This window comes from Clostridium folliculivorans (assembly GCF_024341905.1).
Lineage (GTDB): Bacteria > Bacillota > Clostridia > Clostridiales > Clostridiaceae > Clostridium_AR > Clostridium_AR folliculivorans.
Map to the genome: position 1 here is coordinate 24,760 of NZ_BQXY01000004.1, position 25,109 is coordinate 49,868.

At 30.8% G+C, this 25,109-nt stretch carries 25 protein-coding genes and 1 tRNA gene; 25 read left to right on the plus strand and 1 reads right to left on the minus strand.

The window, feature by feature from the left end:
• The first annotated feature begins 7 nt into the window (after positions 1 to 7).
• The 22 genes from OCU55_RS13165 (at position 8) to OCU55_RS13270 (ending at position 22,191) form a co-directional block, all read left to right on the plus strand.
• On the plus strand, positions 8 to 280 hold the full coding sequence (locus OCU55_RS13165) for a putative Se/S carrier protein (protein ID WP_261852781.1): 273 nt from the start codon (positions 8 to 10) through the stop codon (positions 278 to 280).
• 14 nt (positions 281 to 294) lie between these two features.
• A complete protein-coding gene (locus OCU55_RS13170; protein ID WP_261852782.1) occupies positions 295 to 1,188 on the plus strand; it encodes a mechanosensitive ion channel family protein in 894 nt (297 codons plus the stop codon).
• A gap of 40 nt (positions 1,189 to 1,228) precedes the next feature.
• Positions 1,229 to 1,423, plus strand: coding sequence for a DUF951 domain-containing protein (locus tag OCU55_RS13175; protein WP_183279562.1), 195 nt, complete (start codon positions 1,229 to 1,231; stop codon positions 1,421 to 1,423).
• A gap of 107 nt (positions 1,424 to 1,530) precedes the next feature.
• Positions 1,531 to 1,818: a 30S ribosomal protein S6 gene (gene rpsF / locus OCU55_RS13180; RefSeq protein WP_200268497.1), complete on the plus strand. Its 288-nt coding sequence runs from the start codon at positions 1,531 to 1,533 to the stop codon at positions 1,816 to 1,818.
• 15 nt (positions 1,819 to 1,833) lie between these two features.
• Positions 1,834 to 2,283, plus strand: a complete 450-nt coding sequence (locus OCU55_RS13185) for a single-stranded DNA-binding protein (RefSeq protein WP_200268499.1) — start codon at positions 1,834 to 1,836, stop codon at positions 2,281 to 2,283.
• Positions 2,284 to 2,335: 52 nt separating this feature from the next.
• Positions 2,336 to 2,572 (plus strand): 30S ribosomal protein S18, encoded by a 237-nt coding sequence (rpsR, locus tag OCU55_RS13190; RefSeq protein WP_183279878.1) that lies wholly within the window; start codon positions 2,336 to 2,338, stop codon positions 2,570 to 2,572.
• A gap of 180 nt (positions 2,573 to 2,752) precedes the next feature.
• Positions 2,753 to 4,567 (plus strand): glycosyltransferase family 39 protein, encoded by a 1,815-nt coding sequence (locus tag OCU55_RS13195; protein ID WP_261852783.1) that lies wholly within the window; start codon positions 2,753 to 2,755, stop codon positions 4,565 to 4,567.
• A 371-nt stretch (positions 4,568 to 4,938) separates the two neighbouring features.
• On the plus strand, positions 4,939 to 5,256 hold the full coding sequence (locus tag OCU55_RS13200; protein WP_261852784.1) for a MazG-like family protein: 318 nt from the start codon (positions 4,939 to 4,941) through the stop codon (positions 5,254 to 5,256).
• A gap of 16 nt (positions 5,257 to 5,272) precedes the next feature.
• A complete protein-coding gene (locus OCU55_RS13205; protein ID WP_261852785.1) occupies positions 5,273 to 6,268 on the plus strand; it encodes a YybS family protein in 996 nt (331 codons plus the stop codon).
• Positions 6,269 to 6,301: 33 nt separating this feature from the next.
• On the plus strand, positions 6,302 to 8,281 hold the full coding sequence (locus OCU55_RS13210) for a DHH family phosphoesterase (RefSeq protein ID WP_261852786.1): 1,980 nt from the start codon (positions 6,302 to 6,304) through the stop codon (positions 8,279 to 8,281).
• A 1-nt stretch (position 8,282) separates the two neighbouring features.
• Positions 8,283 to 8,729 carry a 50S ribosomal protein L9 gene (gene rplI / locus OCU55_RS13215; protein WP_261852787.1) on the plus strand — a complete coding sequence of 149 codons (447 nt, stop codon included), beginning with the start codon at positions 8,283 to 8,285 and terminating at the stop codon, positions 8,727 to 8,729.
• A gap of 14 nt (positions 8,730 to 8,743) precedes the next feature.
• Positions 8,744 to 10,645, plus strand: coding sequence for a Lon family ATP-dependent protease (gene lonC, locus OCU55_RS13220; protein WP_261852788.1), 1,902 nt, complete (start codon positions 8,744 to 8,746; stop codon positions 10,643 to 10,645).
• 155 nt (positions 10,646 to 10,800) lie between these two features.
• Complete coding sequence (locus OCU55_RS13225; protein WP_261852789.1) at positions 10,801 to 12,138, plus strand: replicative DNA helicase; 1,338 nt, start codon at positions 10,801 to 10,803, stop codon at positions 12,136 to 12,138.
• 209 nt (positions 12,139 to 12,347) lie between these two features.
• Complete coding sequence (gene mgtE, locus OCU55_RS13230; RefSeq protein WP_261852790.1) at positions 12,348 to 13,688, plus strand: magnesium transporter; 1,341 nt, start codon at positions 12,348 to 12,350, stop codon at positions 13,686 to 13,688.
• A gap of 473 nt (positions 13,689 to 14,161) precedes the next feature.
• Positions 14,162 to 15,661, plus strand: coding sequence for a glycerol kinase GlpK (gene glpK / locus OCU55_RS13235; RefSeq protein ID WP_261852791.1), 1,500 nt, complete (start codon positions 14,162 to 14,164; stop codon positions 15,659 to 15,661).
• A 49-nt stretch (positions 15,662 to 15,710) separates the two neighbouring features.
• Entirely contained in the window at positions 15,711 to 16,511 is an 801-nt protein-coding gene (gene proC, locus OCU55_RS13240; RefSeq protein ID WP_261852792.1) for a pyrroline-5-carboxylate reductase, read from the plus strand.
• Positions 16,512 to 16,767: 256 nt separating this feature from the next.
• Positions 16,768 to 17,769, plus strand: a complete 1,002-nt coding sequence (trhO, locus tag OCU55_RS13245) for an oxygen-dependent tRNA uridine(34) hydroxylase TrhO (protein ID WP_261852793.1) — start codon at positions 16,768 to 16,770, stop codon at positions 17,767 to 17,769.
• 449 nt (positions 17,770 to 18,218) lie between these two features.
• A complete protein-coding gene (locus OCU55_RS13250) occupies positions 18,219 to 18,353 on the plus strand; it encodes a hypothetical protein (RefSeq protein ID WP_261852794.1) in 135 nt (44 codons plus the stop codon).
• Positions 18,354 to 18,552: 199 nt separating this feature from the next.
• Positions 18,553 to 19,059, plus strand: a complete 507-nt coding sequence (locus OCU55_RS13255) for a hypothetical protein (protein WP_261852795.1) — start codon at positions 18,553 to 18,555, stop codon at positions 19,057 to 19,059.
• A 391-nt stretch (positions 19,060 to 19,450) separates the two neighbouring features.
• A complete protein-coding gene (locus tag OCU55_RS13260) occupies positions 19,451 to 20,737 on the plus strand; it encodes an adenylosuccinate synthase (protein ID WP_261852796.1) in 1,287 nt (428 codons plus the stop codon).
• A gap of 286 nt (positions 20,738 to 21,023) precedes the next feature.
• Complete coding sequence (locus tag OCU55_RS13265) at positions 21,024 to 21,206, plus strand: DUF1858 domain-containing protein (protein ID WP_183279549.1); 183 nt, start codon at positions 21,024 to 21,026, stop codon at positions 21,204 to 21,206.
• Positions 21,207 to 21,453: 247 nt separating this feature from the next.
• Positions 21,454 to 22,191: an acyl-[acyl-carrier-protein] thioesterase gene (locus tag OCU55_RS13270; RefSeq protein ID WP_261852797.1), complete on the plus strand. Its 738-nt coding sequence runs from the start codon at positions 21,454 to 21,456 to the stop codon at positions 22,189 to 22,191.
• A gap of 69 nt (positions 22,192 to 22,260) precedes the next feature.
• On the opposite strand, the gene OCU55_RS13275 is transcribed toward OCU55_RS13270, so the two are convergent.
• Positions 22,261 to 23,511 carry a BaiN/RdsA family NAD(P)/FAD-dependent oxidoreductase gene (locus tag OCU55_RS13275; RefSeq protein ID WP_261852798.1) on the minus strand — a complete coding sequence of 417 codons (1,251 nt, stop codon included), beginning with the start codon at positions 23,509 to 23,511 and terminating at the stop codon, positions 22,261 to 22,263.
• Positions 23,512 to 24,050: 539 nt separating this feature from the next.
• Between OCU55_RS13275 and OCU55_RS13280 the strand changes: the two genes are divergently transcribed.
• The 3 genes from OCU55_RS13280 to OCU55_RS13290 all read left to right on the plus strand — a co-directional run bounded on the left by OCU55_RS13280 (position 24,051) and on the right by OCU55_RS13290 (position 25,066).
• The gene (locus OCU55_RS13280) at positions 24,051 to 24,416 is read left to right on the plus strand and encodes a CoA-binding protein (protein ID WP_261852799.1); all 366 of its coding nucleotides are present in this window, start codon (positions 24,051 to 24,053) and stop codon (positions 24,414 to 24,416) included.
• A gap of 65 nt (positions 24,417 to 24,481) precedes the next feature.
• The gene (locus OCU55_RS13285) at positions 24,482 to 24,634 is read left to right on the plus strand and encodes a hypothetical protein (protein ID WP_200268537.1); all 153 of its coding nucleotides are present in this window, start codon (positions 24,482 to 24,484) and stop codon (positions 24,632 to 24,634) included.
• Between the two features lie 357 nt (positions 24,635 to 24,991).
• Positions 24,992 to 25,066 (plus strand) — tRNA-Glu (locus tag OCU55_RS13290).
• The last annotated feature ends 43 nt before the right edge of the window (positions 25,067 to 25,109 follow it).

Consider the following 25,109-nt stretch of genomic DNA (forward strand, 5'->3'; position numbering starts at 1 on the left):
GAGGGGAGTGCTTTATTTTGATAAAGCTAACATTTTTATGAAAGAATACATAATGGTTTTTAAGAACACACATGATGCTATTGGTGCAGAAAAATTTATTAAGAGTAACGAACTAGAAGTAGTTGTAATGCCTACTCCAACATATATAACCCAAAGCTGTGGAATATGTATAAAACTTAATGATACAGTGCTAAGTGCAATTGAGTGCGAATTAAATAATAAGATTAACTTTAAAAGCATCTATTTAATAGGAAATGAAGGATTGAAATTATATAAATAATGAGGTGATTATAGATGGCGGCCATGGATACACTTTTTTCTATAGATTACGATAATGAAACTTTAAACTTAGCTAATATGTCAATAAAGTTTGCAGTAATAAATGATATATTATGGAAAATATTTACCATTATAGTTATAATATTTATTATGTACATATCTATAAGAATAGGAAATTCAATAATTGATAAGTTTGTAAAAAAGCAGATTGAAAGTGAACATAGATTCACAATGGATGAAAAAAAGGCTAGCACTATAGGTGAATTATTAAAAAGTATATTAAAGTATACAGTATACTTTTTCGGAATAGTAGGTATTTTATCAGGTTTATTTAATGGAATATCTCTTACTTTTGCAAGTATAGGTGGAGTTGCAGTTGGTTTCGGTGCTCAGAGCATCGTAAAGGACCTAATAAACGGCGTGTTTATATTATTTGAAGATCAGTATGCCGTAAGCGAATACGTCACTATAGGGTCGTTTAGCGGCATTGTAGAGAGTATAGGAATAAGAACAACTAAGCTTAGAGATTTTTCAGGCGATATACATCTTATACCCAATGGGACTGTAAGCGCTGTAACCAATCATTCCAGAGGAAATATGAGAGTTATGATTGAAATAGAAATTGCTTATGAAGAAAATGTAGATAGGGCTATCGACACTATAAATCAAGTTTGTGATACTTACTCGAGAGATAATGATAATATAATTGATAAACCACAAGTAGTTGGGGTAACATCACTTAGTCAAACTGGGATAGTTATAAGGGTATTAGGATCGGCAAAGTCAATGATGCAGTGGGCTGTTGAGAGAGATTTAAGAAAAGCAATAAAATTAGAATTTGATAGACGTGGAATAAAAATACCACATCTTGATGTTCAAAATGTGGTAACTAATAAATTAAGAGAATAACAGTAGTGATTGATAATATATATTTGGAGGAAATAATTATATGCAAGTATTCAATTTAGGTGATGTAGTAGAGATGAGAAAACAACATCCATGCGGAAGTTATGAATGGGAAATTATTAGACTAGGTGCAGATATAAAAATAAAATGTTTAGGTTGTGAAAGAATAGTTATGCTTTCTAGACAAAAGTTTCAAAAGGGAATAAAGAAAGTAGTTAAATCTAATGAAATATCTTAGTTGTCATAAAAAACTTGCAAACATCGACAGGTAATGATATAATATTTCATTGTGGATCCCTGCAATGCTAAGCATTGCCGTTAGTCCAAAGGGAGGAGGTGAATGTGATGAGAAAGTACGAAACTATATTTATATTACATCCAACATTTGAAGAAGAGGCTGTTAAAGCTACAATCGAAAAATTCAAAGGTGTAATAGAAAATGGTGGTGGTACTATCGATAACGTTGATTTTTGGGGTAAGAGAAAGCTTGCTTACGAAATATCAAAAGTTAATGATGGTTACTACACTCTAGTAAACTTTACTGCTGGTCCAGAATTACCAAGAGAGTTAGACAGAATATTCAGAATCACTGATGGCGTATTAAGACACATAATAGTAAAGGAAGAAAAGTAAGAGGTGGTATAAGAAATGAATAGAGTTATTCTTATAGGTAGACTTACAAAAGATCCTGAGCTTAGATTTACACCTGGAGCAGGAACTGCGGTTACTACTCTAACTCTTGCCGTTGACAAGTTTAATCGTCAATCAGGGCAAAAGGAAGCAGACTTCATATCAGTAGTGGTATGGGGAAAGCAAGCTGAATCTACTGCCAATTACATGAGTAAAGGTAGCCAAATGGCTATTAGTGGTAGAATTCAAACTAGAAGTTATGACGCCAAAGATGGTTCTAAAAGATATGTCACTGAAGTAGTTGCTGACGAGGTTCAATTCCTTGGAAAAGGAGCTGGAAACTCACAATCAGGAAACAATAATTTTGGTGGCGGTTCTGAATATGGAGCTCCGTCAAATGATCCATTTGGTGGTATGAGCTTTGATGAGGATATGACTCCTGTAGATGATGGAGATATCCCATTCTAATTCTAAAAGGTAAGGAGGGAAAGTTGTGAGAGATAATAATAATAACGGTGGAATGAAGAGAAATGGCGGAAAAATGAGAAGATCCAAGAGAAAAGTTTGTGGATTTTGCGTTGAAAAAGCTACTTCTATAGATTATAAAGACATCAATAAGTTAAGAAAATATGTAACTGAAAGAGGAAAGATACTTCCAAGAAGAATTTCAGGAACATGTGCTAAGCACCAAAGACAATTAACTGATGCTATAAAGAGATCAAGAAATATAGCATTATTACCATTTACTACTGAATAAGTAGTTAAATCCCACAGTGAAAATTGTGGGATTTTATTTTTTTTATAAAAGAACAAAATAACAGTTTAATTAAATATTAAAAAGTTATTACAGAAAATTTAAAAATTACTTAAATTGTAAAAAATGAAAAAAATTATGTTACAATTATATACATCTTTATAAATAAGGAGTATATAATTAATGAATGGTTTTAGTAGGTTTGTATTGGGTTCACTTAGGGTGGTATTCTTTCCTATAGTAATAGTAGCAACAATACTTCTAGGAATGTACATAAATAAAAATATGTATTTATTTTCTGCAGCGGTTATGAGTTTAATACTATTGATAGGATTTGTTTTATACCAAATGATTAAAAAAGGATGTAGCAAAAGAACTATTCTAATATTTATATTCTTAATTGGATTTGTTCTCAGATTATCATGGGCTCTGTCAATAGATAACAGACCTATATCTGATTTTAATAGAGCTTATGTAGTTGCTGGAGATTTTTTAGAGGGGGATCTTTATGGATTTCAAGGAACTCATTACATAGCTAGATTTCCTCATTTGACAGGTTTAGTATTATACTTCTCTTTGTTTAGATATATCTTTACTTATCCGCTAGTAGCTTTGAAAGTAGTAAATGTAATTCTTTCCTCTATAAACATAATTATTATATACGGAATATGCAGAATTATTTTTAAAGAGGACTTAAAAAAGGCATATTATGGTGCTTTCTTAACAGCGTTATATCCACCGCTAGTTATATATACTGGAGTATTTTGCACTGAGAATATGGCAATTCCTTTCTATCTTCTAAGTATATATACTTTTATATTAGGTCTAAATGGAAATAAGAAATACATGATAATATCAGGATTTCTTCTTATGATAGGGCATTTTTTCAGAGCTGTTGGACAAGTTTTGATTATAGCATATTTTATGATGATTTTTATTTATACTAAGCAAAGTTGGTTAGTTAAAATAAAGAAAAGCTTGTTTATTGTTCTAACATTTATCATACCATTTTTAGCTATAAACAGTATATTGAAATATGAAGGTATAACACAGTATGATTTATGGAAAGGAAGTGAAACTGCTTGGACTTCGGTTCTTAAAGGTACCAACCAAGATAGTTGGGGGCGTTGGAATCATGAAGATGCAGCTATGATTGATAAATATGAAGGTGATAATGAGGCCCTAGCAAATGCTTGTAAAGAAGAAATAAAAAGACGAATTACTACGACACCAGTAGGAAAACTAGCTGTTTTTTATCTGGCTAAGTTTTCTTTTCAATGGAGAGAGGGCGATTTTAGCGCATCATACTGGGCTGTACTAGGAGTTGATGGGGGGAAGATTGCTATAAATACTGAGGAGAGAGGGGCATTATTATTTCAAGCTTTTTATGTGGTTCTTTTGATATTTAGTTATTTAAGTTTATATAATAAGAAATCATATAATAAAAATCCTTTAGTAATTATATTTTATGTGATTTTTTGTGGATATTCCTTATTGTATCTTATAACTGAGTCTCAAGATAGGTATTCTTTTATAGTTTGTTGGGTCATGATATTTATGGCTTTAAATAATTCAAAAGAAACTATTGTGATAAGAGGAAAAGATCATATTATAAGTGGAGTTTTTAACAGTATATTAATTCCGATGACAACCTTTTATGTACTCACTAGCCTAAATATAAACTATGTTTTAAGTATTTCTTTAGGTTACTTAATAGGTGGAATTGTAAGATTTATATACACTAAAAGGAATTTTAAAAACATAAGATGTAATATAAGAACATCTGTAGTACCTCTTCTAAGTTTAGTTTTATCTATGATAGTAAGTTCTTTAATGATGAGTATAAATATTACTCATAGTTTCATAAGGAATAGTATAGTTCCTATACCTATTGCTATCATAGTTGGTTTAATTAATTATTTATTGCGAGTATTTTTAAGAGCAGAAAGAGACAAAGATAATGATCAAAACCTTAGCAAGCATCAAGTACCACTTTAGGAGTATAGATAGTATATAAATAATTATTAATACAATACTTTTCGGCCGATTATTACATTCAGCTATAAATGGTATTAACTTTAATTTAATGGTAGTAATATAGTAAGCATGATGAAAGAAAACATGTAGAAGATAGTTATTTGACATGGGAAAGGTTTATATTAAGTGACTATTATAGGAATAAAGATAATAATAAATATAAATGATTATGTATATAAGGCTAAATTAAGTAACTTATTGCTTAAATTAGCCTTATTTTATTAATAAAAATATTTAAATCATGTATTTTAGATATATTTGGTTGAAATACCACAAGAAAAAAATTAAAATATATATTATATACGAAAGGTTAGGAATATGAGGTTGATATGATGAAAAAAGATAATTTCAATATTATGTCTGATATAAAAATTATAGAAGATTTAAAAGCCCAACTACTATGCATAATAGCAGAATTCTTTAGATTATTAACTAAAGGAAGTAATGTTGCACATGATGCAGTACTAGAATGCATTTCCGGGGCAATAATAATTTTATATCTATTAGCAGATAAATTAGGTTACTCATTTATTGAGGTAGACGAGGATATGAAGAAAAAAATTAAGGTTGGTATTGTAGAGGGGGATAATATAGAAAAGGATGGTAAAAACTTAAGTAGATTGCATAGCCATCTTAAAGAAAGAAATTAACCTTTGGAGGAAAATAATGAAAGAAAGTAAGTATACGGCAAGATCTACGGTAGAGGCAGGATTGATGTCAGTAATCGTATTTATAATTCTTATGATTACTACATATGTTCCAGTAATAGGAATGGCCGGTTTCTTTGTCTTACCAGTGCCAATAACGTTATTATATTTAAGGCATAATAAAGTAGTTGCTATATTATCGGTTATAGTTAGTACCATTTTAATTAGTATGTTCTACAATCCTTTATTAGCGATAGCTTCAGCTGTTTTATATGGAGTATCCGGTTTATCATTAGGTTTTTGTATATCAAGAGGATTTAAATCAACATTGACTTTAGTTATAACAAGTATAGCTAATTTAATTGGTATTATTATAAACGTGTATCTGACAGTACTATTGGTAACAAACGTAAGTTTAGTACAAATGATTCAACAGATGATAGATCAAATGAAGATGGCAGGAGACATATATAAGAATGCTGGAATTGATATGAGCACAAACCCTGCATATCAACAAATACAACAACTTAATGTGAATACTATTTTATTCATGATTCCAGCGGTATTAATCGCTTGTACCGCAATAATATCATTATTAAATTATGTAATAGCTAAAAAGATGCTAAAGAGATTTGGACACAAATTTGATCCAATAAGAAATTTTATGAATTGGTATTTAGATAATAGAGTTGGTGCGCTCGTGATTTCTATTGTCTGTTTGGGAATAATCTTAAAGTCTAGGGGAGTTATGGTTGGAGACTATATACTTACTAGTTCAATGACAATATTGCAGTTTACATTAATAATTGTAGGAACATCTATTGTATACTACTATTTAAAGACTAAGACTAATGTGAAAAATGGAATTGCTATTGCCATATGTATATTTATAGTTTTTTCAGGGGTTTCAAGTGTAGCTTTTTATATTGGCCTAGTAGATTTAGTGTTTGATATTAGAGGCCTGGATCCAAACAGCCTTGGAAATGCCTTGAGAAAAAAATTTATAAAGAAGTAGCCTTAAAATTATTTTTAAGGGGGAGATCAAAATATGAATAATTCTAAGACGACTAAATCAAGCTACATGATTTCAATAATTATTTGTATAATACTATCTCTGATTATATTATTTCAAGGCTATATGTATTTTGCTTATATTCTCTTACTGATAACAATAGGGTTAAGTATTTATTATTTTAATTATAGATCTAAATCAGAGAATAAGGATCAAAATTCTTATGGTGAAACTGTAGAGTCTAAAGAGATAAATGTTACGTATATAGTTGAAGATTTTGTGAGAGAAACTATGATGCTGCAGATATATCCATTAGTAATTATAAAAGAAAATGGAGAAGTCATTTGGCATAATAAAGTATTTGAAGATACATTTGAATCAATTAATTATAACGGAGAAGTTATTTCATCGATAGTAAGGGGATTAGAACTTGATGAAATAATGAAATTATCTAATGGGATTTACTATAAAGCAAAGTTGAATAAACGCATATATGAGATTTATTCAAGAAACTTAAAATTAGAAGAGAATGATAATATACACTTAGTTTATTTTAATGATATAACTAATATAACAGAAGCAACTAAGGAAAGTGTAATGCTTATAGAAGTTGATAATTTGAGTGAAGTTGTAAAAATGACAGAAGAGAATAATGGTCCATTTCTTATAGCAGAGGTAGAAAAAAATATAAATTTATATGCTCAAGCACTTAATGCTATGATAAGAAAATATGACAACAATAAATATGTGCTTTCGGTACCTGATTATAATATAGATTCTCAAATTGCCACAAAATTTGATATACTAGATAAGGTAAGAGAAATAAATTTAGGTAATAAGATGGAGGTTACACTAAGTATTGGCGTTGGGAGAGGAGGTAGCTCACCATCCCAAAATCATGCTTATGCGATTACAGCAAAGGAACTAGCGCTTGGAAGAGGTGGGGATCAAGCTGTAGTAAAAAAAGGTGAGAAACTTTCTTTCTTTGGTGGTAATAAGAAAGAGCTAGAAAAAAGAACGAGAGTAAGAGCAAGAGTTGTTGGGCATGCATTAAAAGACTTAATATATGAAAGCAGTAAAGTATATATAATGGGACATAAGAATCCTGATATGGATTGTTTTGGTGCTGCGGTAGGAATTGCTGCAGTAGTACGTCAATTGGGTAAGCAATGCAATATTGTTCTCAATAATGATAATAAAGCTATCGATGGTTTTTTAGATAAGATAAAGCAAATTAAAGACTATGATGATGTATTTATTAACTCAGAATCTGCAGCAAGTAGTATAGATGATGATACTCTGCTTATAATTGTTGATGTGCATAGCAGGGGATATGTTTTAGATAAAAATATATATGAAAAAAGTAAGAAGATTGTTATAATTGATCATCATAGGAGAAGTCCTGATTTTATAGAAGGAGCTCTTCTGACATATATTGAAGTATATGCATCATCAACATCAGAGTTAGTTACTGAAATTGTTCAATATATGCTTGAAAAACCAAAGTTACACCAGCTTGAAGCTGAAGCACTTCTTGCAGGTATAGCTATGGATACGAAGAATTTTGTGTTTAAGACAGGTGTAAGAACTTTTGAAGCTGCATCTTTTCTTAGAAGGGCTGGAGCAGATACAGTTGATATAAAGAGATTCTTTAGTAATGATTTAAAGAGTTATATCCAAAAAGCAGAAACTATAAGATCTGCAGAAGTGGTAAATAATATAGCTATTGCTGTATGTCCACCAAATATTACACAAACTGTAATAGCTGCACAAGTTGCGGATGATTTACTAAATATTACAGGTATTCAAGCCTCCTTTGTTTTTGTTAAAATAGATAGAGACATTCACATAAGTGGAAGGTCCTTAGGTGATGTTAATGTTCAAGTTATTTTAGAATCCCTTGGAGGCGGTGGTCACATGACTATGGCAGGTGCTAAGCTAACAGATGTAGCTATAGAAGATGCAAAAAAAATATTACAAAAAGCTATATCAGAAAACTTAAGGGAAGGTGAATAAAATGAAAGTTATATTATTACAAGATGTTAAGAAGTTAGGTAAGAAAGGTGATGTTATAGAGGCATCAGATGGATACGCTAGAAACTATTTATTTCCTAGGAATCTAGCAGAACAAGCAAATGATTCAAATCTTCATGTATTAAACGCTAAGAAGGAAACTGAAAGAAGAAAGAAACTTGCTGAAATTGAAGAGGCTCAAAAGTTAGCTGATGAACTTAAAAATAAAGAAATAAAAATTGTAGCAAAAACAGGCGATAGTGGAAGACTATTTGGAGCTATAACTAGCAAAGATGTAGCTGAATTGATAAAGAAACAATACAACGTGACAATCGATAAGAAAAAGATAGTCATGGATACATTAAAGCTAGCTGGAACTTATGATATAGAAGTAAAATTATACCCAGAAGTTAGCACTAAGATGAAGGTTGTTATTGCTCCACAAGTATAAGGAGGAGTCATAGTTTGAAATCACAAAATGATATAGATGTTTTACAAGATATATTTAAGAGCGGAATGAACTTAGAATCACAAGTTAGTGTTCTTTTTGAGGTTGCAAAGAATGTTCTTGATGAAGGTGCTGTTAGAGCAAGAACTGTAAGACATAAATTAAATAAATATGTTAAATCAAGAAATGTTTACGATAGATTATATGCATTAAATAAGATAGTTTCAGATGGTAAGGGATTAAAAGCCGTACCATCTGAAGCTAATTTACATGAAGCTTTAGAGGATACATATGGATGGCTTTCAGAAGAGTTAGCAAGAAAGTATATTCAGAGTAGGATTGAAGAACAAGTTCAAGATGCTATCATGGAAAAACAAGACAAGTATATTGATGAGATGAAGCTTGGAATTATAAGAAAACAAAAAGGTCCTGAAAATGCAAAGACTTTAAAGAAATATGCCCAGTTTGAAACACTGGATGCAAAGGTACCTAATAAGAATATAATGAGCTTAGTTAGGCCATCATCTTTTGACGAAGTAATTGGACAAGAAAGAGCTATAAAGTCACTAATTTCTAAATTAGCTTCACCATATCCACAGCATATTATATTGTACGGGCCTCCAGGAGTAGGTAAAACAACTGCAGCTAGACTAGCATTAGAAGAAGCTAAAAAGCTTAGCTTTACACCATTTAATGATAAGTCTAATTTTGTAGAGGTAGATGGTACAACATTAAGATGGGATCCTAGAGAAATAACAAATCCATTATTAGGTTCAGTTCATGATCCTATATACCAAGGAAGTAAAAGAGATTTAGCTGAGGTAGGAGTTCCAGAGCCAAAGCCAGGTCTAGTAACGGATGCACACGGAGGAGTTTTATTCATAGACGAAATAGGAGAATTAGATGATATCCTTCAAAATAAGCTTTTAAAAGTTTTAGAAGATAAAAGAGTTGAATTCTCCTCATCATACTATGATCCAGACGACGAAAATACTCCAAAGTATATAAAGTATCTATTTGAGAACGGAGCACCAGCAGATTTTGTGCTTATTGGAGCAACAACAAGAGATCCTGGCGACATAAATCCAGCTTTAAGATCAAGATGTACAGAAGTTTATTTTGAGCCTCTTACTGTCTCAGATATTAAAACTATAATAATAGATGCTTCTGATAAGCTTCAAGTTGCGCTTGAAGAAGGTGTAGATGAATTAATATCAAGATATACCATTGAAGGTAGAAAGGCTGTAAATATACTTTCTGACGCTTATGGATATGCTTTGTATAATTTCAAGGACAATGTGCCTGAAAAAGTGACTGTTACATTAAAAGATGTAGAGGAAGTTATTTCAATAGGTAGATATATACCTTATGAAAGAGTTGATAGTGATACAAAATCAGAAATAGGACACATATATGGCTTAGGTGTATCGGGATTTTTAGGCTCTACAATAGAGATAGAAGCAACTGTTTTTGAAGCTAAGGACAAAGGAACTGGACAAGTTAGATTTAATGAAACAGCTGGTTCTATGGCAAAGGATTCTGTATTTAATGCAGCATCAGTTATAAGAAAGATAACTGATAAAGATATTAAAGATTATGACATACATGTAAATGTAATTGGTGGAGGAAATATTGATGGTCCTTCAGCAGGAGCAGCTATAACCGTATGTATAATTAGTGCTTTGCTTAACAAGCCTATAAGACAAGATATAGCTGTTACTGGAGAGATATCCCTTAGAGGGAAGATTAAACCTGTAGGTGGAATATTTGAAAAGGTATATGGAGCTAGAAGAAAAGGAATAAAGCTAGTGGTAGTTCCTAAAGACAATGAAAAAGAAGTGCCTCTAGGTCTAAAGGATATAGAAGTAAAAGCTGTTGAAACTATAGAATCGCTTATGGAAATAGTTTTCGAGGTATAATAAAACTATGAGGCTGTCCATAATGTATAATGATGCATTATGTGCAGCCTCATTTTGTTAATTAAAAAAGTAGTTATTTTCATAAATGTATTGATTAATTATTAAAAGAAATTCATAATATTATATGCAAATATAATGGAGAAGGAGCGAATCATATGGATAATACACCTATCATGAGGAGTTTACCACAGAGTATAGAAGCTGAACAATCAGTGCTTGGCTCTATGATAATCGATAGGCAAGCAATAGCTCAGGCTGCAGAAGCGTTAACACCTGATGACTTTTATAGGGAAGCTCATAAGGTTATTTTTTTAAGCATATCTGAGATGATTCAAAAAGATCAACCTATTGATTTGGTAACTCTATTAGAATATTTGAAGGCTACAGACAGGTTAGAGAAAGCAGGGGGGATGACTTACGTAACTGAAATAAGTGGTTCTGTACCAACTACTGCTAACTTGAGTTCTTATATAAAGATAGTGTCTGAGAAGGCTACTTTAAGAAAATTAATAAGATCTTCTACTGAAACAATAGAAGATTGCTACAATAGTCAGGATAATGTTGAGAAGGTAGTAGACTCAGCTGAAAAGAGAGTCTTTGAAATAGGAGAAAAAAGAAATACTGGAGATTTTGAATCTTTAAGTACAATACTTGAAAGAGGCTTTGCCGAAATTGAGAGACTTTTTAATGACAAGGGTGCTTTAACTGGAGTAGCTTCTGGCTTTGTTGATTTAGATTCTAAAACTTCAGGTTTCCAAAAAGGAGACATGGTTCTAATAGCAGCAAGACCTTCAATGGGAAAAACTACTTTTGCTCTTAATATATGTGAAAATGCTGCTCTTAGAGATGGTAAAAGTGTAGTTATATTTTCTTTAGAAATGCCTAAGGAGCAATTAGCTTATAAGCTTTTGTGCTCTGAAGCAAACGTAGATATGGTTAGTCTTAGGACTGGTAATTTAGAAGATAAGGATTGGGAGAATATAGCTAGGGCAGCTGGCCCGTTATCTTCAGCTAAGATATATATAGATGATACAGCTGGTGTAACTGTAATGGAAATGAGATCGAAATGTAGAAGACTTAAGATGGAGTATGGTATAGATTTGATAATGATAGATTACCTCCAGCTTATGAGTGGAAGCAGTACATCAGGGGAAAGTAGACAACAAGAGGTTTCAGAAATATCAAGAAGTATAAAAGCATTAGCTAAAGAGATGCAATGTCCTGTTATAGCTTTATCTCAGTTATCTCGTGCACCTGAACAAAGAGCAGATCATAGACCGATGTTATCTGACCTTAGAGAATCTGGTTCAATAGAACAGGATGCTGACTTAGTTATGTTTTTATATAGAGATGAATATTATAACAAAGAAACTGATGATAAAAATGTTGGTGAATGCATAATCGCTAAACATAGAAATGGTGAAGTTGGTACAGTTAAACTTGCATGGCTTGGACAATATAGTAAGTTTGGTAATTTGGATGTAGTTCATTAATTAATGCTTAATATTTTTATTACAAATATATAATAAATTATATAAGAAATAAAAACGAGAGGTGAATAACAATTATGGAATGTGACGGGCATAGTTGCTTAAAACACATTGAAAAATTGAATACTAAGAAGTAGAAGGAAGCAACTATACTTAAACATTTTATATTGTTTGACATACTTTCCTTCTACATGGTGAGGAGGAAAAGTAAAATGAAAACTTTCGATAAAGAAGAAGTAAAAGAAATACTACTAACTCAATCTCTTGAGGGTTTAGAGAAACTTTTGGAAGAGGTGCATCCAGTAGATATATTGGATGTACTAAGGGAGCTTGATGATGAAAAGTATTCTATATTAAAGAAACTTCCTAACTGGCTTGTTGCAGATATATTTGAAGAGATGGATGAAGATGAGCAACAAGAAGCATTGGAGCTTTTTTCAGAATTAGAGCAATTTAAGATATTAAATGAAATGAGTTCTGATGAGATAACAGACCTTTTAGGAAATCTAGAGCCTGATAAAGTAGATAGATTCTTAGGTAATATAGATAAAGAAGATGCTGAAGAAGTTAAAGAATTGCTTACTTATGAGGAAGATACAGCTGGTGGTATAATGGCCACTGAATTTATAGCAATAAAAGAGAATATGACGGTAAAAGAGACATTAAGTTATTTACAAACTACTGGAGTAGAAGCAGAGACTGTTTATTATTTATATGTTCTCGATAGTAACGGAATACTAACCGGGATATTATCATTAAGAGATTTAGTAATAGCATCTTTCGATACTAAAATAAGTAGTATAATGACAACTAGTGTAAAGAGTGTACCTGTACATATGGACCAAGAGGAAGTTGCTAATATATTTCAAAAGTATGGATTTCAGGCAATGCCTGTAATTGATGATTTAGGTGAAATGTTAGGAGTAGTAACTTTTGATGACATTATTGATATAGTAAGGCAAGAGGATAATGAGGATATATATCGTCTTGGAGGACTTAATGAAGGTGAAGCTGTAGATGGTTCAGTTATGAATTCAGTAAGAAGTAGGCTTCCTTGGCTTCTAGTAAATCTAATTACAGCTATAATAGCTGGTGCTACAGTAGGATTGTTTAGTTCTACAATAGATAAATTAGTAATATTAGCAACATTCAATCCAATAATAGCTGGTATGGGTGGCAATGCAGGGACTCAGAGTTTAACTCTTATAGTAAGGGGAATAGCTTTAGGTGAATTAAACAAAGAAAATGCAAAAAGGGTATTCCTAAAAGAAGTTATTGCTGGATTGTTTAATGGAATAGCAATTGGAATAGTTGTGGCTATACTAGGTTTCATATGGGCAAATAAACCCGTGTTTGGATTGGTGGTTGGAATTGCTATGATACTAAATATGTCTTTAGCTACAGTAGTTGGGTATCTTGTACCTGTGATTCTTAAAAAGTTAAATATAGATCCTGCACTTGCTTCAGCAGTTTTTGTTACAACATTTACAGATGTATGTGGTTTCTTCTTTTTCTTAGGATTAGCCACAATGTTTTTGAAATACTTAATGTAGACGGCGTATGCTGTGAATTAAAATAATTATGATATCTGTTAAAAATGGTTAAGTCAAAATAAGTTTTAAAATATAGATTAAGAGACAATTAGTATATAGAATGTTCTTGACTGGGGGAATATTTTAATAATATATTAATTGTCTTTTTTTATTTAGGTTATTATAAAAGTATGAAATTTGGTTTATTATAACTTTGACTTTGGTTATAATTAAAGATATAGAGTTCCTAACTCAACTATTAATTTATATACACTAAAGCTATAGGGCGCGATTTTCGAATAAGTATAAATTAAGTTTTCGTAATGAATCTCTATAGAGTAGTTCAATTATAAGTGGAAGATTAAGTCTATTATTAGTTTTAATAATAGAACGTTAGTACGGAGATTATAATATATACTGTTATATTATAAATAATTATTAAAATAAAATCTTATAAGAATTGGGTATAGAATAATTTATTGCGTGAGGTTAATATGGAAAAATACATTATGTCATTAGATCAGGGAACTACTAGTTCTAGATGCATTCTTTTTAATAAGGAGGGTAACATATTATCAATAGGACAAATGGAGATTTCGCAGATATATCCAAAAGCAGGATGGGTTGAGCATGATCCAATGGAGATATGGTCTACTCAGTATAGTGTGGCAATTGAGGCTATGGCTAAGGTTGGAGTTCAAGCATCTCAAATATCAGCGATAGGAATTACAAATCAAAGAGAAACCACTATAGTTTGGGATAAAACTACTGGAGTACCTGTTTATAATGCAATAGTATGGCAGTGTAAGAGAACCGCTGAATATTGTGATGAAATCAAAGTTAAAGGTTATGAAAACAAAATAATGACTAAGACTGGGCTTAGAGTAGATTCTTATTTTTCTGCCTCTAAGATTGCTTGGATATTAGACAATGTAGAAGGTGCTAGAGAGAAAGCTGAAGAAGGGAAACTGCTTTTTGGAACAGTGGACAGCTGGCTCATATGGAAGTTGACTAATGGAAGTGTTCATGTTACTGATTATTCTAATGCATCTAGAACATTATTATATAATATACATGATTTATGTTGGGATAAAGAGTTGTTGGAGATTTTTAACATACCAGAAAGTATGATGCCTGAAGTTAAGAATTCAAGTGGGGTATTTGCTATTACTAATAGTAGATTATTTGGTGATGAAATTCCTATATGCGGTGTAGCTGGAGATCAGCAAGCTGCTTTGTTTGGACAAACATGTTATGAGCAGGGATCAGTTAAAAATACTTACGGTACTGGATGCTTTATGCTGATGAATACTGGAGGTAATCCTGTAAAATCAGATAAAGGGCTACTAACTACAATTGCCTGGGGAATAGATGGTAACATAACCTATGCATTAGAAGGAAGTGTATTTGTAGCTGGAGCTGCTGTACAATGGCTTAGAGATGAGATGAAAATGATTGATACATCAAAGGAATCAGAAGAATATGCATGGCTAGTAGAGGATACAAATGGAGTTTATTTTATACCGGCTTTTGTAGGACTCGGTGCTCCTTATTGGGATCAATATGCTAGAGGAATGATAACTGGGTTAACTAGAGGAGCAAAAAAAGAGCATGTAGTAAGAGCTGTTTTAGAATCTATAGCATATCAAACATATGATATTCTAAAGGCTATGGAAGATGATTCGGATATAAAGCTAACAAGTTTGAAAGTTGATGGTGGAGCATCTTCTAATAACTTCTTAATGCAGTTTCAAGCTGATTTGATAAATACAAGAGTATATAGACCTAAGGTTATAGAAACCACAGCACTTGGAGCTGCATATCTCGCAGGATTAGCAGTTGGATATTGGAAGGATATTGAAGACATAAAGACCAATTGGAATGTAGGGAAAGAATTTAAACCTTATATGAGTGAAGATAGAAGAAATAACTTTTTGTTAGGATGGAATAAGGCTGTAAAAAAGGCTTTAAGTGATGAAAGAAAAGACGGCTAATTAATTGAAATGTGGTGAAATTTTATATATTTTAACGAGGTGAATTTAAATGAAAAAGATTTTGGGGTTTATTGGTTGTGGAAACATGGGGGCGGCTATGGTTGGAGGTATAATTGCATCAGGTATTGTAACAAATGATAATATTATTGCATCTACCAAAACTAAGAAATCAGCAGAAGCTCTTGAACAAAAGTTTGGAATAAGAACTACTATAGATAATAAGAAAATAGCTTCTGAGGCCGACATAATATTTTTAGCAGTTAAACCATTTATGTATGATGCAGTAATTGAAGAAATAAGAGATGTCATAAGTGCTGATACTATAGTTATTACTATTGCAGCTGGTATAGAGCTTGAGAAAGTTAAGGATACTTTTAAAAGAGAGGTAAAATTAATTAAAACTATGCCGAATACTCCTGCTTTAGTTGGTGAGGCTATGAGCGCTATCTGCCCTTCGAATAATATAACTGAAGAGGAACTTGATTATGTAATAAGTATATTCAATTCTTTTGGAAAGACTGAAATACTTGATGAGAAGGACTTTCATGGATTTATAGCACTTTGTGGATCTTCTCCAGCATATGTATTTATGTTTATAGAGGCTATGGCGGATGCAGCGGTTAAAATGGGCATTCAGAGAAAGAAAGCATATAAATTAGCTGCACAATCTGTATTAGGTTCAGCAAAAATGGTATTAGACACTGAAAGACATCCTGCAGAACTTAAGGATATGGTTTGTTCACCAAGAGGTACTACAATAGAAGCTGTAATAGAATTAGAGAATGGTGGAATGAGATCTTCTATAATAAAGGCTATGGAGAAGTGTGAAGAGAAATCTAAAAGTATGTAATAGATTTTGAATTTGGAGAAGTAAGTACTTAAAGTAATAAGTATTTACTTCTTTTTTGCATTTTTAGAGGGATTTTTGTGAGCTTAGGATTAGCTAATAAATAGGAGCAAATGATAAAAATTATCATTTACAATATTATATATTTGAGTTATTATATTTAAGAAAATAATTATGAGTAAATAGTTATTATTAATAAACATAGATTTATATGGTTGGTTATATAGAAGAAATTTAAATTATTAAAGAGGTGATTGTTTTGAATAAATATAGAATATTGCTGTATTACAAGTTTATAGATATAGAGGATAGTGAAGAATTTACAAAAGAACATTTAAAATTATGTAAAGATATAGGACTTAAAGGGAGAATACTAATTGCACATGAGGGGATAAATGGAACTGTATCAGGTACTGTAGATCAAACAGAAAGATACATGAATGAATTAAAGCTAGATAATAGATTTAGAGATATGATCTTTAAAGTTGATGAAGCAAATGAACATGCTTTCAAAAAGATGTATGTAAGACATAAGGAAAGTATAATAACTTTACTTCCAGAGGATGATGTAAATCCAAATGAAAAGGTTGGAAAGTATCTGAAGCCAAAGGAATTTTATCGAATGCTCCAAAGAGAAGATGTAATAATAGTTGACGGAAGGAATGATTATGAGTATGACATAGGTCACTTTAGAGGGGCTATAAGGCCAAATGTAAGCAATTTTAAGGAATTTCCAAAGTGGATAGATGATAATTTGTCTGAATATAAGAATAAGAAAGTACTTACTTATTGTACTGGTGGAATAAGGTGTGAGAAGTTGACAGGAGTACTTTTAGACCACGGGTTTGATGATGTGTATCATCTTGAAGGTGGAATAGTGACCTATGGTAAAGACACTGAAGTAAGAGGGAAGTTATGGGATGGAAAGTGTTATGTTTTTGATGAAAGAATTTCCGTAAAGATAAATAATACAAATGAAGATATAGTTATAGCTAAATGTACTCACTGTGGAGAAGAATCAGATAGATATATAAATTGTACTAATGATGATTGTCATAAGCAGCATATATGTTGTGAAAAATGTGAAAAGGAACAAGAAGGCTTTTGTTCTGATAACTGTAGACAATATATACTAGAGCATCCTGAGAGAGATGCACGATTAAGACTTAAAGAAAAAGCTAACATGTATAAGAGGTATAATCAGAATCACGAAAAAGCTAAGGAGGTTATTAGTAAATTAAATAAAAATTATTCAGCTTAGAATGATATAAATGTAGTAAAAAATTTAATTTAAAAAATTTAAAATGCCTATTGACAAAGGGCGGAAAAAGATATAAACTTTAGATAGTGATAATCATTCTCAAACAAACTTTTAAATAAGAATAGATGCTTTTACTGGGCAAAATAATTGCATCTTACTTATATACTAGTGGAGATTGGTTTTCGAAGGCAAACACACATAGCATTAACCAAATAGACTCCTCTTAATATTATTTGATGACTGCGGAGAGGCTATCCAAGACAGGATAGTCTCTTTTGCATTTAAGGAATACATATTTTTTTATTGGAGAAACTTTTTATTATGTGTGACTGTTTAATTTAAATTTTACATTATTCAAAAAACTTTCTTATTTTGATTAGCGGATTTTATAATAAAGTTTTTGTAATCAGGTCATACATCTACATAATAATATAAAAGGAGTTGATAGTATGAGTGGTGAAAAATCTGTAAATGAGGGATTATCTGATAAGAGTTCACAATCTAGATCATCAAAAACTGGATATAAGAATAGAGGGAATAGTGGATTGAATCCAGAAAATAAAAGTACCAAGAATAAGAGATAATACATTGGGGCAGATGTTTATGACACTGCCTCAAATTTATTCTTTATATAGATTATGAAGGTTCATAGATGTAAAGAAAACATATGATGTTTAAAATAGCTAAATATTTACTGAGTATTAAGTCAACTGCAGTGATTATAGAAGTTTAAACCTAGCCACTATATTTATGATATAATATAAAAAATAGGAGGTGGGTTTAATGGGTGGAATTACTACAGACAATATAATTTTATTATTAGTAGTCCTAATACTTTTATATTTAGTGTTTAAGTTTATAAAAGGCATAATAAAAACTATAATAACCATTATTTTAATCCTTACTTTAGGTGTAAGTGCGTACAATATATTTATTTCAAAAAAATCTGTTGGTGATGAGATTAATAGATATAAGATTGACTATGCATATTTTAATGATGTAAAAGATATATCATCTGAAGCAAAACAAGCAGTTGATGATATAGAAAATAATAAGAATATTGATCAAAATATAAACAAGCTGTCAGAATTGAGAAATAAAGCACAAGCTTTAAATCATAGTAGTGATTTGAATGATTTCCATAATAAATATATAAACACTTTTGATGGAATTATATTAGGATGCAAAGGATATAGTACTGCTAAGCAAGTTGATGAACAAACTAAGAAAATTGATGAGCTTAAGAAAAACTTAAATATGAGTATTAAGGATATAGTTTCAGCAAGATAAAGAGTGTAGAACTCTAATATAATTTAAAAAATTAGCAAAAAAGACTATTTATAATTTTAAAATTTAAATTGTAAATAGTCTTTTTTTATTACAAACATATAAAAAAATATTTTTTGAATTATAAATTTTTAAAATAATGCTAAATATAGTTAGTAGTAATAGTTATAAATATATAATTTTAGGTGCAATATACGAACTATATAATAAAAGTGTTAAAAAATATTCGTAACTTCCATTGACCTAATATATTTACTTTGATACTATGTTAGGTGGGAATTTAATTATATTAAATTTATTACTATTAGAATTTATATAAGTTTTAGACTTATTAGGAATGACAATAATGAATGAGTGTAACCAAGTAAACTGATGTATTTAAGGAGGAAGGGTTATGTCAGCATTTATAGTTTTAGGAGCTCAGTGGGGCGATGAAGGAAAAGGAAAGATGACTGATTATTTAGCTGAAGAAGCTGATGTTATAGTTAGATTTCAAGGTGGAAATAATGCAGGTCACACAGTAGAAGTTGAAGATAAACAATATAAGTTACATTTGATACCATCAGGTGTACTTTATGATTCAAAATTAAATATAATAGGAAATGGTGTTGTTGTAGATCCAAAGGCTCTATTTGAAGAAATTGATTACCTTGAAGATTTAGGAGTAAAAGTAACTCCAGAAAAGCTTATGATTAGTGATAGAGCTCATCTTATAATGCCATATCATAGAGTATTAGATAGATTAAAGGAACAAGCAAGAGGAAAGAATGATATAGGAACTACTGGTAAGGGGATAGGCCCATGTTATACCGACAAGTATGAAAGAAGTGGAATAAGGATCTGCGACTTACTACATAAAGATGTATTTACAGAAAAGTTGAAAATAAATGTTGAAGCAAAAAATGAGTATATAACTACTGTTCTTAATGGAGAAGCATTAAGTTTTGAAGAGATATACAATGATTATATAGCTTATGCAGAAAGATTAAGACCATATATACAAGATACATCAGTAAAGGTGTATGATGCTATAAAGAGCAATAAACAAGTTTTATTTGAAGGTGCTCAAGGAATGTTGCTTGATATAGATTATGGTACTTATCCATATGTTACATCATCAAATACTACTTCTGGTGGAGTATCTAATGGTGTAGGTATAGGTCCTACAATGATAACTAATGCTGTTGGTATTGCAAAAGCATATACAACAAGAGTTGGTAAAGGTCCATTCCCAACAGAATTGGAAAATGAAACAGGAGAATGGATAAGAGAAAAAGGTCATGAATTTGGAGTAACTACTGGTAGAGCTAGAAGATGTGGTTGGTTGGATTTGGTGATATTAAAGACAACAGTAAGAGTATGTGGATTAACATCTTTAGCTGTTACAAAGATCGATACTCTAGCAGGATTAGAGAAAATAAAGGTTTGTGTTGGTTATAAGTTCAATGGCGCTATCATTGATTATTTCCCAGCAAGTCTTGAAGATTTAGCTAAGTGCGAGCCTATTTATGAAGAATTCGATGGATGGGATGAATCTGTAGCTGATGCTAGAAGTTATGAAGAACTTCCTGAGAATGCTAAGAAGTATCTAGCTAGAATAGAAGAAATAACTGATACAAAGATATCAATAGTTTCTGTTGGACCTAGAAGAGATCAAACTATGAGAGTTAGAGATCTATAAGATAATTAACGCTTTTGTATTGAAAGAGGACCTATCTATAAAATAGGTTCTTCTTTTGTTGTATAGTAAATTATAAAAGATTTATATTATTGTAACTTATGTTACTGAAAAAAAACTTTTTTTTATGTAAAATAAACTTATAGGTAGTAAGAAAACAGCTTGAAAAATATACTAGATAAGTTTACATTTAAATCCGACCATTTTGGTTGAATTTATATAAATAATCTAGTATAATAATTAAAGTAAGCTTGTAACATAAAATTATTAAAAAGTGAGGTTGATAGTAATGGTTACTAAGGACATGACAATAGGTGAAGTAGTTAGAACATATCCACAAAAAGCAGAAGTTTTGATGAGCTTTGGAATGGGTTGTGTTGGATGTCCATCAGCTCAAGCAGAAACTATTGAAGAAGCTGCTTTAGTACATGGATTAAACCTTGATGAATTAGTAGTTGCTTTAAATAAGTAATAAATAAGAACTTTTAAGGACGTCTTTTTTAAGACGTCCTTGTTTTTACTTTATAGGGATGGATAACTAAGATGAAAATTCTACAAAGTATAATATACAAAAGATATCAGTAAAAATTGGAATATCAATTTTTTAATAGGACTATACAAACCTTTCTATTTCATAGCAGTAGGTTATAGAAATCAATGAGGTATAATGTTTAACGTTTATGTTAAAATTATAGTATATAAGTAGTGATGGAGGCTTTATGCTTAAAAAATTTGAAAAAGAATACGAGATAAATTACCACGATGTAGCATGGAATCTAAAGGCATCTATTTCCACTATAGTGAATTTCCTGTGTGACATAGGTTTTAGGCAGTCTGAAAGCCTGGGGGCAGGAATTAAGGCTATGATGAAGGATAATCAATCGTGGGTGTTTTATAAATATGATATAGAAATTCACAGATATCCAGATATAGAAGAAAAGATAAAGGTGATTACCGAACCAATAGGTTTCAGAAAATTTTATGCTTACAGAAAGTATATTGTTTTGGATGTTGATGGAAATGTAATTATAGAGGGAAAGAGTATATTTTTCTTTGTCGACTTAGAAAAGAGACGAGCAATAAGAATACCTGATCAGCAGTATAAGTTATATGGAGTAGAAGATGACTTGAATTATTCAATAGATATTGATGATGTTAAGCCAATTAAAGAATATGATTTTACAAAGACTTTTAGAGTAAGGTATGGAGATATAGATTCTAATCTTCATGTTAATAATGTAAAGTACATAGAATGGGCAGTAGAGAGTCTGCCAATTGGTCTCATTAAGGATAATAGTATTAAAAGAATAATTGTTAACTTCTTAAAAGAAACAACTTTTGGACATGAGATAACTTCTTCTAGCAGCATAAATAATCTACAAGGCAGCATAGAAAGTGTTCATAAGATAGAAGATGAAGACGGAAAAGTCTTAGCTACGGTAAGATGTGTATGGTAATAAGATAAATATATAAAAAATCGCTAATGAATGAATATTAGCGATTTTTTATTATATAGAATGTTTATTTTAATTAGATGCACTTTTTCCAGCTAAGACACCTGAACTCCAAGCCCATTGCAGATTAAAACCACCACAATCTCCATCTACATCTAACACTTCTCCACAAAAATATAAATTAGGAATAATTTTAGATTGAAGTGTTTTAGGATCTACCTCTTTAGTATTGATACCACCAGCAGTTACTTGTGCACTATCAAAGCCATTAGTACCAATGCATTTAAAGGACCAACTTTTTAATAGATTAATTATATTATTTTTCTCCTTCCAGTCTAGGCTATAGCAAGGTTTATGGATATCTTGTATCCCAGCTTCTTTTAGTAAGATTGGTACTAGCTTCTTATTTATTACACCTATAAATGACTCCATTAAGGTTCTATGTGAGACTATAGCCCAATGTGATTCAAAAAAGTTATGTATATCTTCAACAGATTTTCCAGGTGTCATATCTACAGAAATTATCACGTCTTTATTCTTTGAAAGAGAATAAGAAGCTATCCTAGAAAGTTGTAAAATTGGAGGTCCTGATATACCGTAATCTGTAAAAAGTATTTCTCCAAATTCTTTTCGTAATGAAACTCCATCTACTATCACTTCAGTAACTCCATCAAATTTTATTCCTGATAGAGCTTTTAAACTTCTATGCTCCAGTTTAAGCTGTATCAATGCTGGGATTGGTTCTACTATACTATGCCCTAAATGATAAGCCAAGTTATATCCTGAACCATCTGATCCTGTTTTATGTGCTGATTTTCCTCCACAAGCGAATATAACTTTTCCACAGCTTATAGTACCTAAAGATGAATCTGATGTGGATAACTTGAAAATATTATTATTGTGGACAATTTTTTTAACTTTAAAAGAATTATACACAGGGATATTTCTATCTTCTATAGCGAATCTTAATATATCCACAACTGAGGAAGCTTGAAGTGACTGTGGATACATTTTCCCTTTTTCTAATTCTACTATAGGTAATCCAAGTAATAGAAATAGGTTTTTTGTGTCTTCAACTGAAAAGTTATTTAGACAATGGTTAAAAAAATTTGGGTTTTCACTATGATAATTTTCAAATGGAAAACCAATTAGCGAATTACTTATATTGCAACGTCCATTACCGGTGGTTAAGATTTTCTTACCAACTCTATCAGAGCCTTCTATGATTGCCACGTCTGCGCCGTAATCTTTTGCTGTAATAGCAGCTAATAGACCTGATGCACCACCGCCTACTACCACTATATCATGATGTATATTACTCATCTGCTTATAATCTCCTTTTAACTGATGTTATGAATATCTAAAAGTGTATAATTTCAATGCAAAAGTTATTTTTAAAACTCTGCCATTTGGGTGTGAATTTAAAAAAATTATAAATTAAGTTTTTGTAAAAAACCTATAATTATATTTTTAGCATAAAAGCTTGCTAAATAACAATTAAATCTAAACAATAATTAATTGGTTATTATACTTTTTTGAACTTTAGTTTAAATCTAAAGATGTTTTATAACTCTAATTATTTCTTAGAAGAGAATTTAAGAATATAATTAATAGTTGAAATTGATGTTAATATATTCTTAAATCATAGAAATAGTATAGCTATATAAAGTGTAATATTAAATGGAATATCTAAATTATGTATACTTTATGTAATTATTATAATAGTAATATATAATTTTAAAATTCACATACTATAGTAGATAGGTATGCAAGGTTAAGACTAAGGATGTTATTTGTGTTTTAATCTCTAGTTAGCCTAAATTAGTGTATATATATTATAAACAAATAAAGGAGTGTATGATATGAGTGCAAAAGATTTGATGGAATATGATAATTGGATTGTTGTAGGTGATGTAGAGAATAATGAAAAATATGCTTCTAAAATATTAGCAAAGTTCAGTGCTAATGGATATAATGTCAGCGGAGTAAATCCTAGAGCAAAGACTAAGGATTCTTACAAAAGTATAAAAGAAGTTCCTTATCATATTGATGCAGTGGATTTGTGTATAAATCCTAAGAGTGGCATAGAGCTTGTAAAGGAAGCAGATGAACTTGGAATAAAACATGTGTTAATCCAACCAGGAGCAGAAAGTGAAGAAATATTAAGCTATTGTAAGGATCACGGTATAGAAGCTGTTGAAGGATGTGCTTTAGTAGAATTAGGATAAGTATATAAATATATTTATAAGGGAATTATATTTTTGCAATGAGTAAAGTATGAGGAGGGATATCCATGGATGATAATAAACATAGACAAAAAGATAGACCTAAAAGTAATGCAGAACTCAGAAAAATGTTTCCAAAAGAAGGCGCTTATATAGGTGATAAAAATAAAGGTAAAGGTGATTACCAAGATAGGCATAAAGATCATAGCGGACAATATTAAATTGTTTTTAAAGGTGGCTAATAAAAGATTTATATCAATTATAGAGGGTTAATTTTAACATTAAGAATTTTAATTTTAAGAAGTCTAAGTTATGAGATCTTGTATAAATTGATATGGCTAGGTAAAAAATATAGCCACCTTTATTATTTGATAAGTAAGTAAAGGTGGCTAAATTAGATATAAATAATAAGCTTTGAAAAGCAATCAGAAGCTATTAATTGATAACCTCAAATAACTAAATTTTAAAGATAAATTTAAAATTTTTTAAAAAAGTGTTGACACTGAGTCTTATTTTTTGTAATATATCTATTGTTGGGTCGTAAAGACGACATAAATTTAAAACATAAAATTTAATTTGGCTCCTTGGTCAAGCGGTCAAGACACCACCCTTTCACGGTGGTAACAGGGGTTCGATTCCCCTAGGAGTCACCATTATCATATTTTTGGGCGCATAGCTCAGCTGGGAGAGCATCTG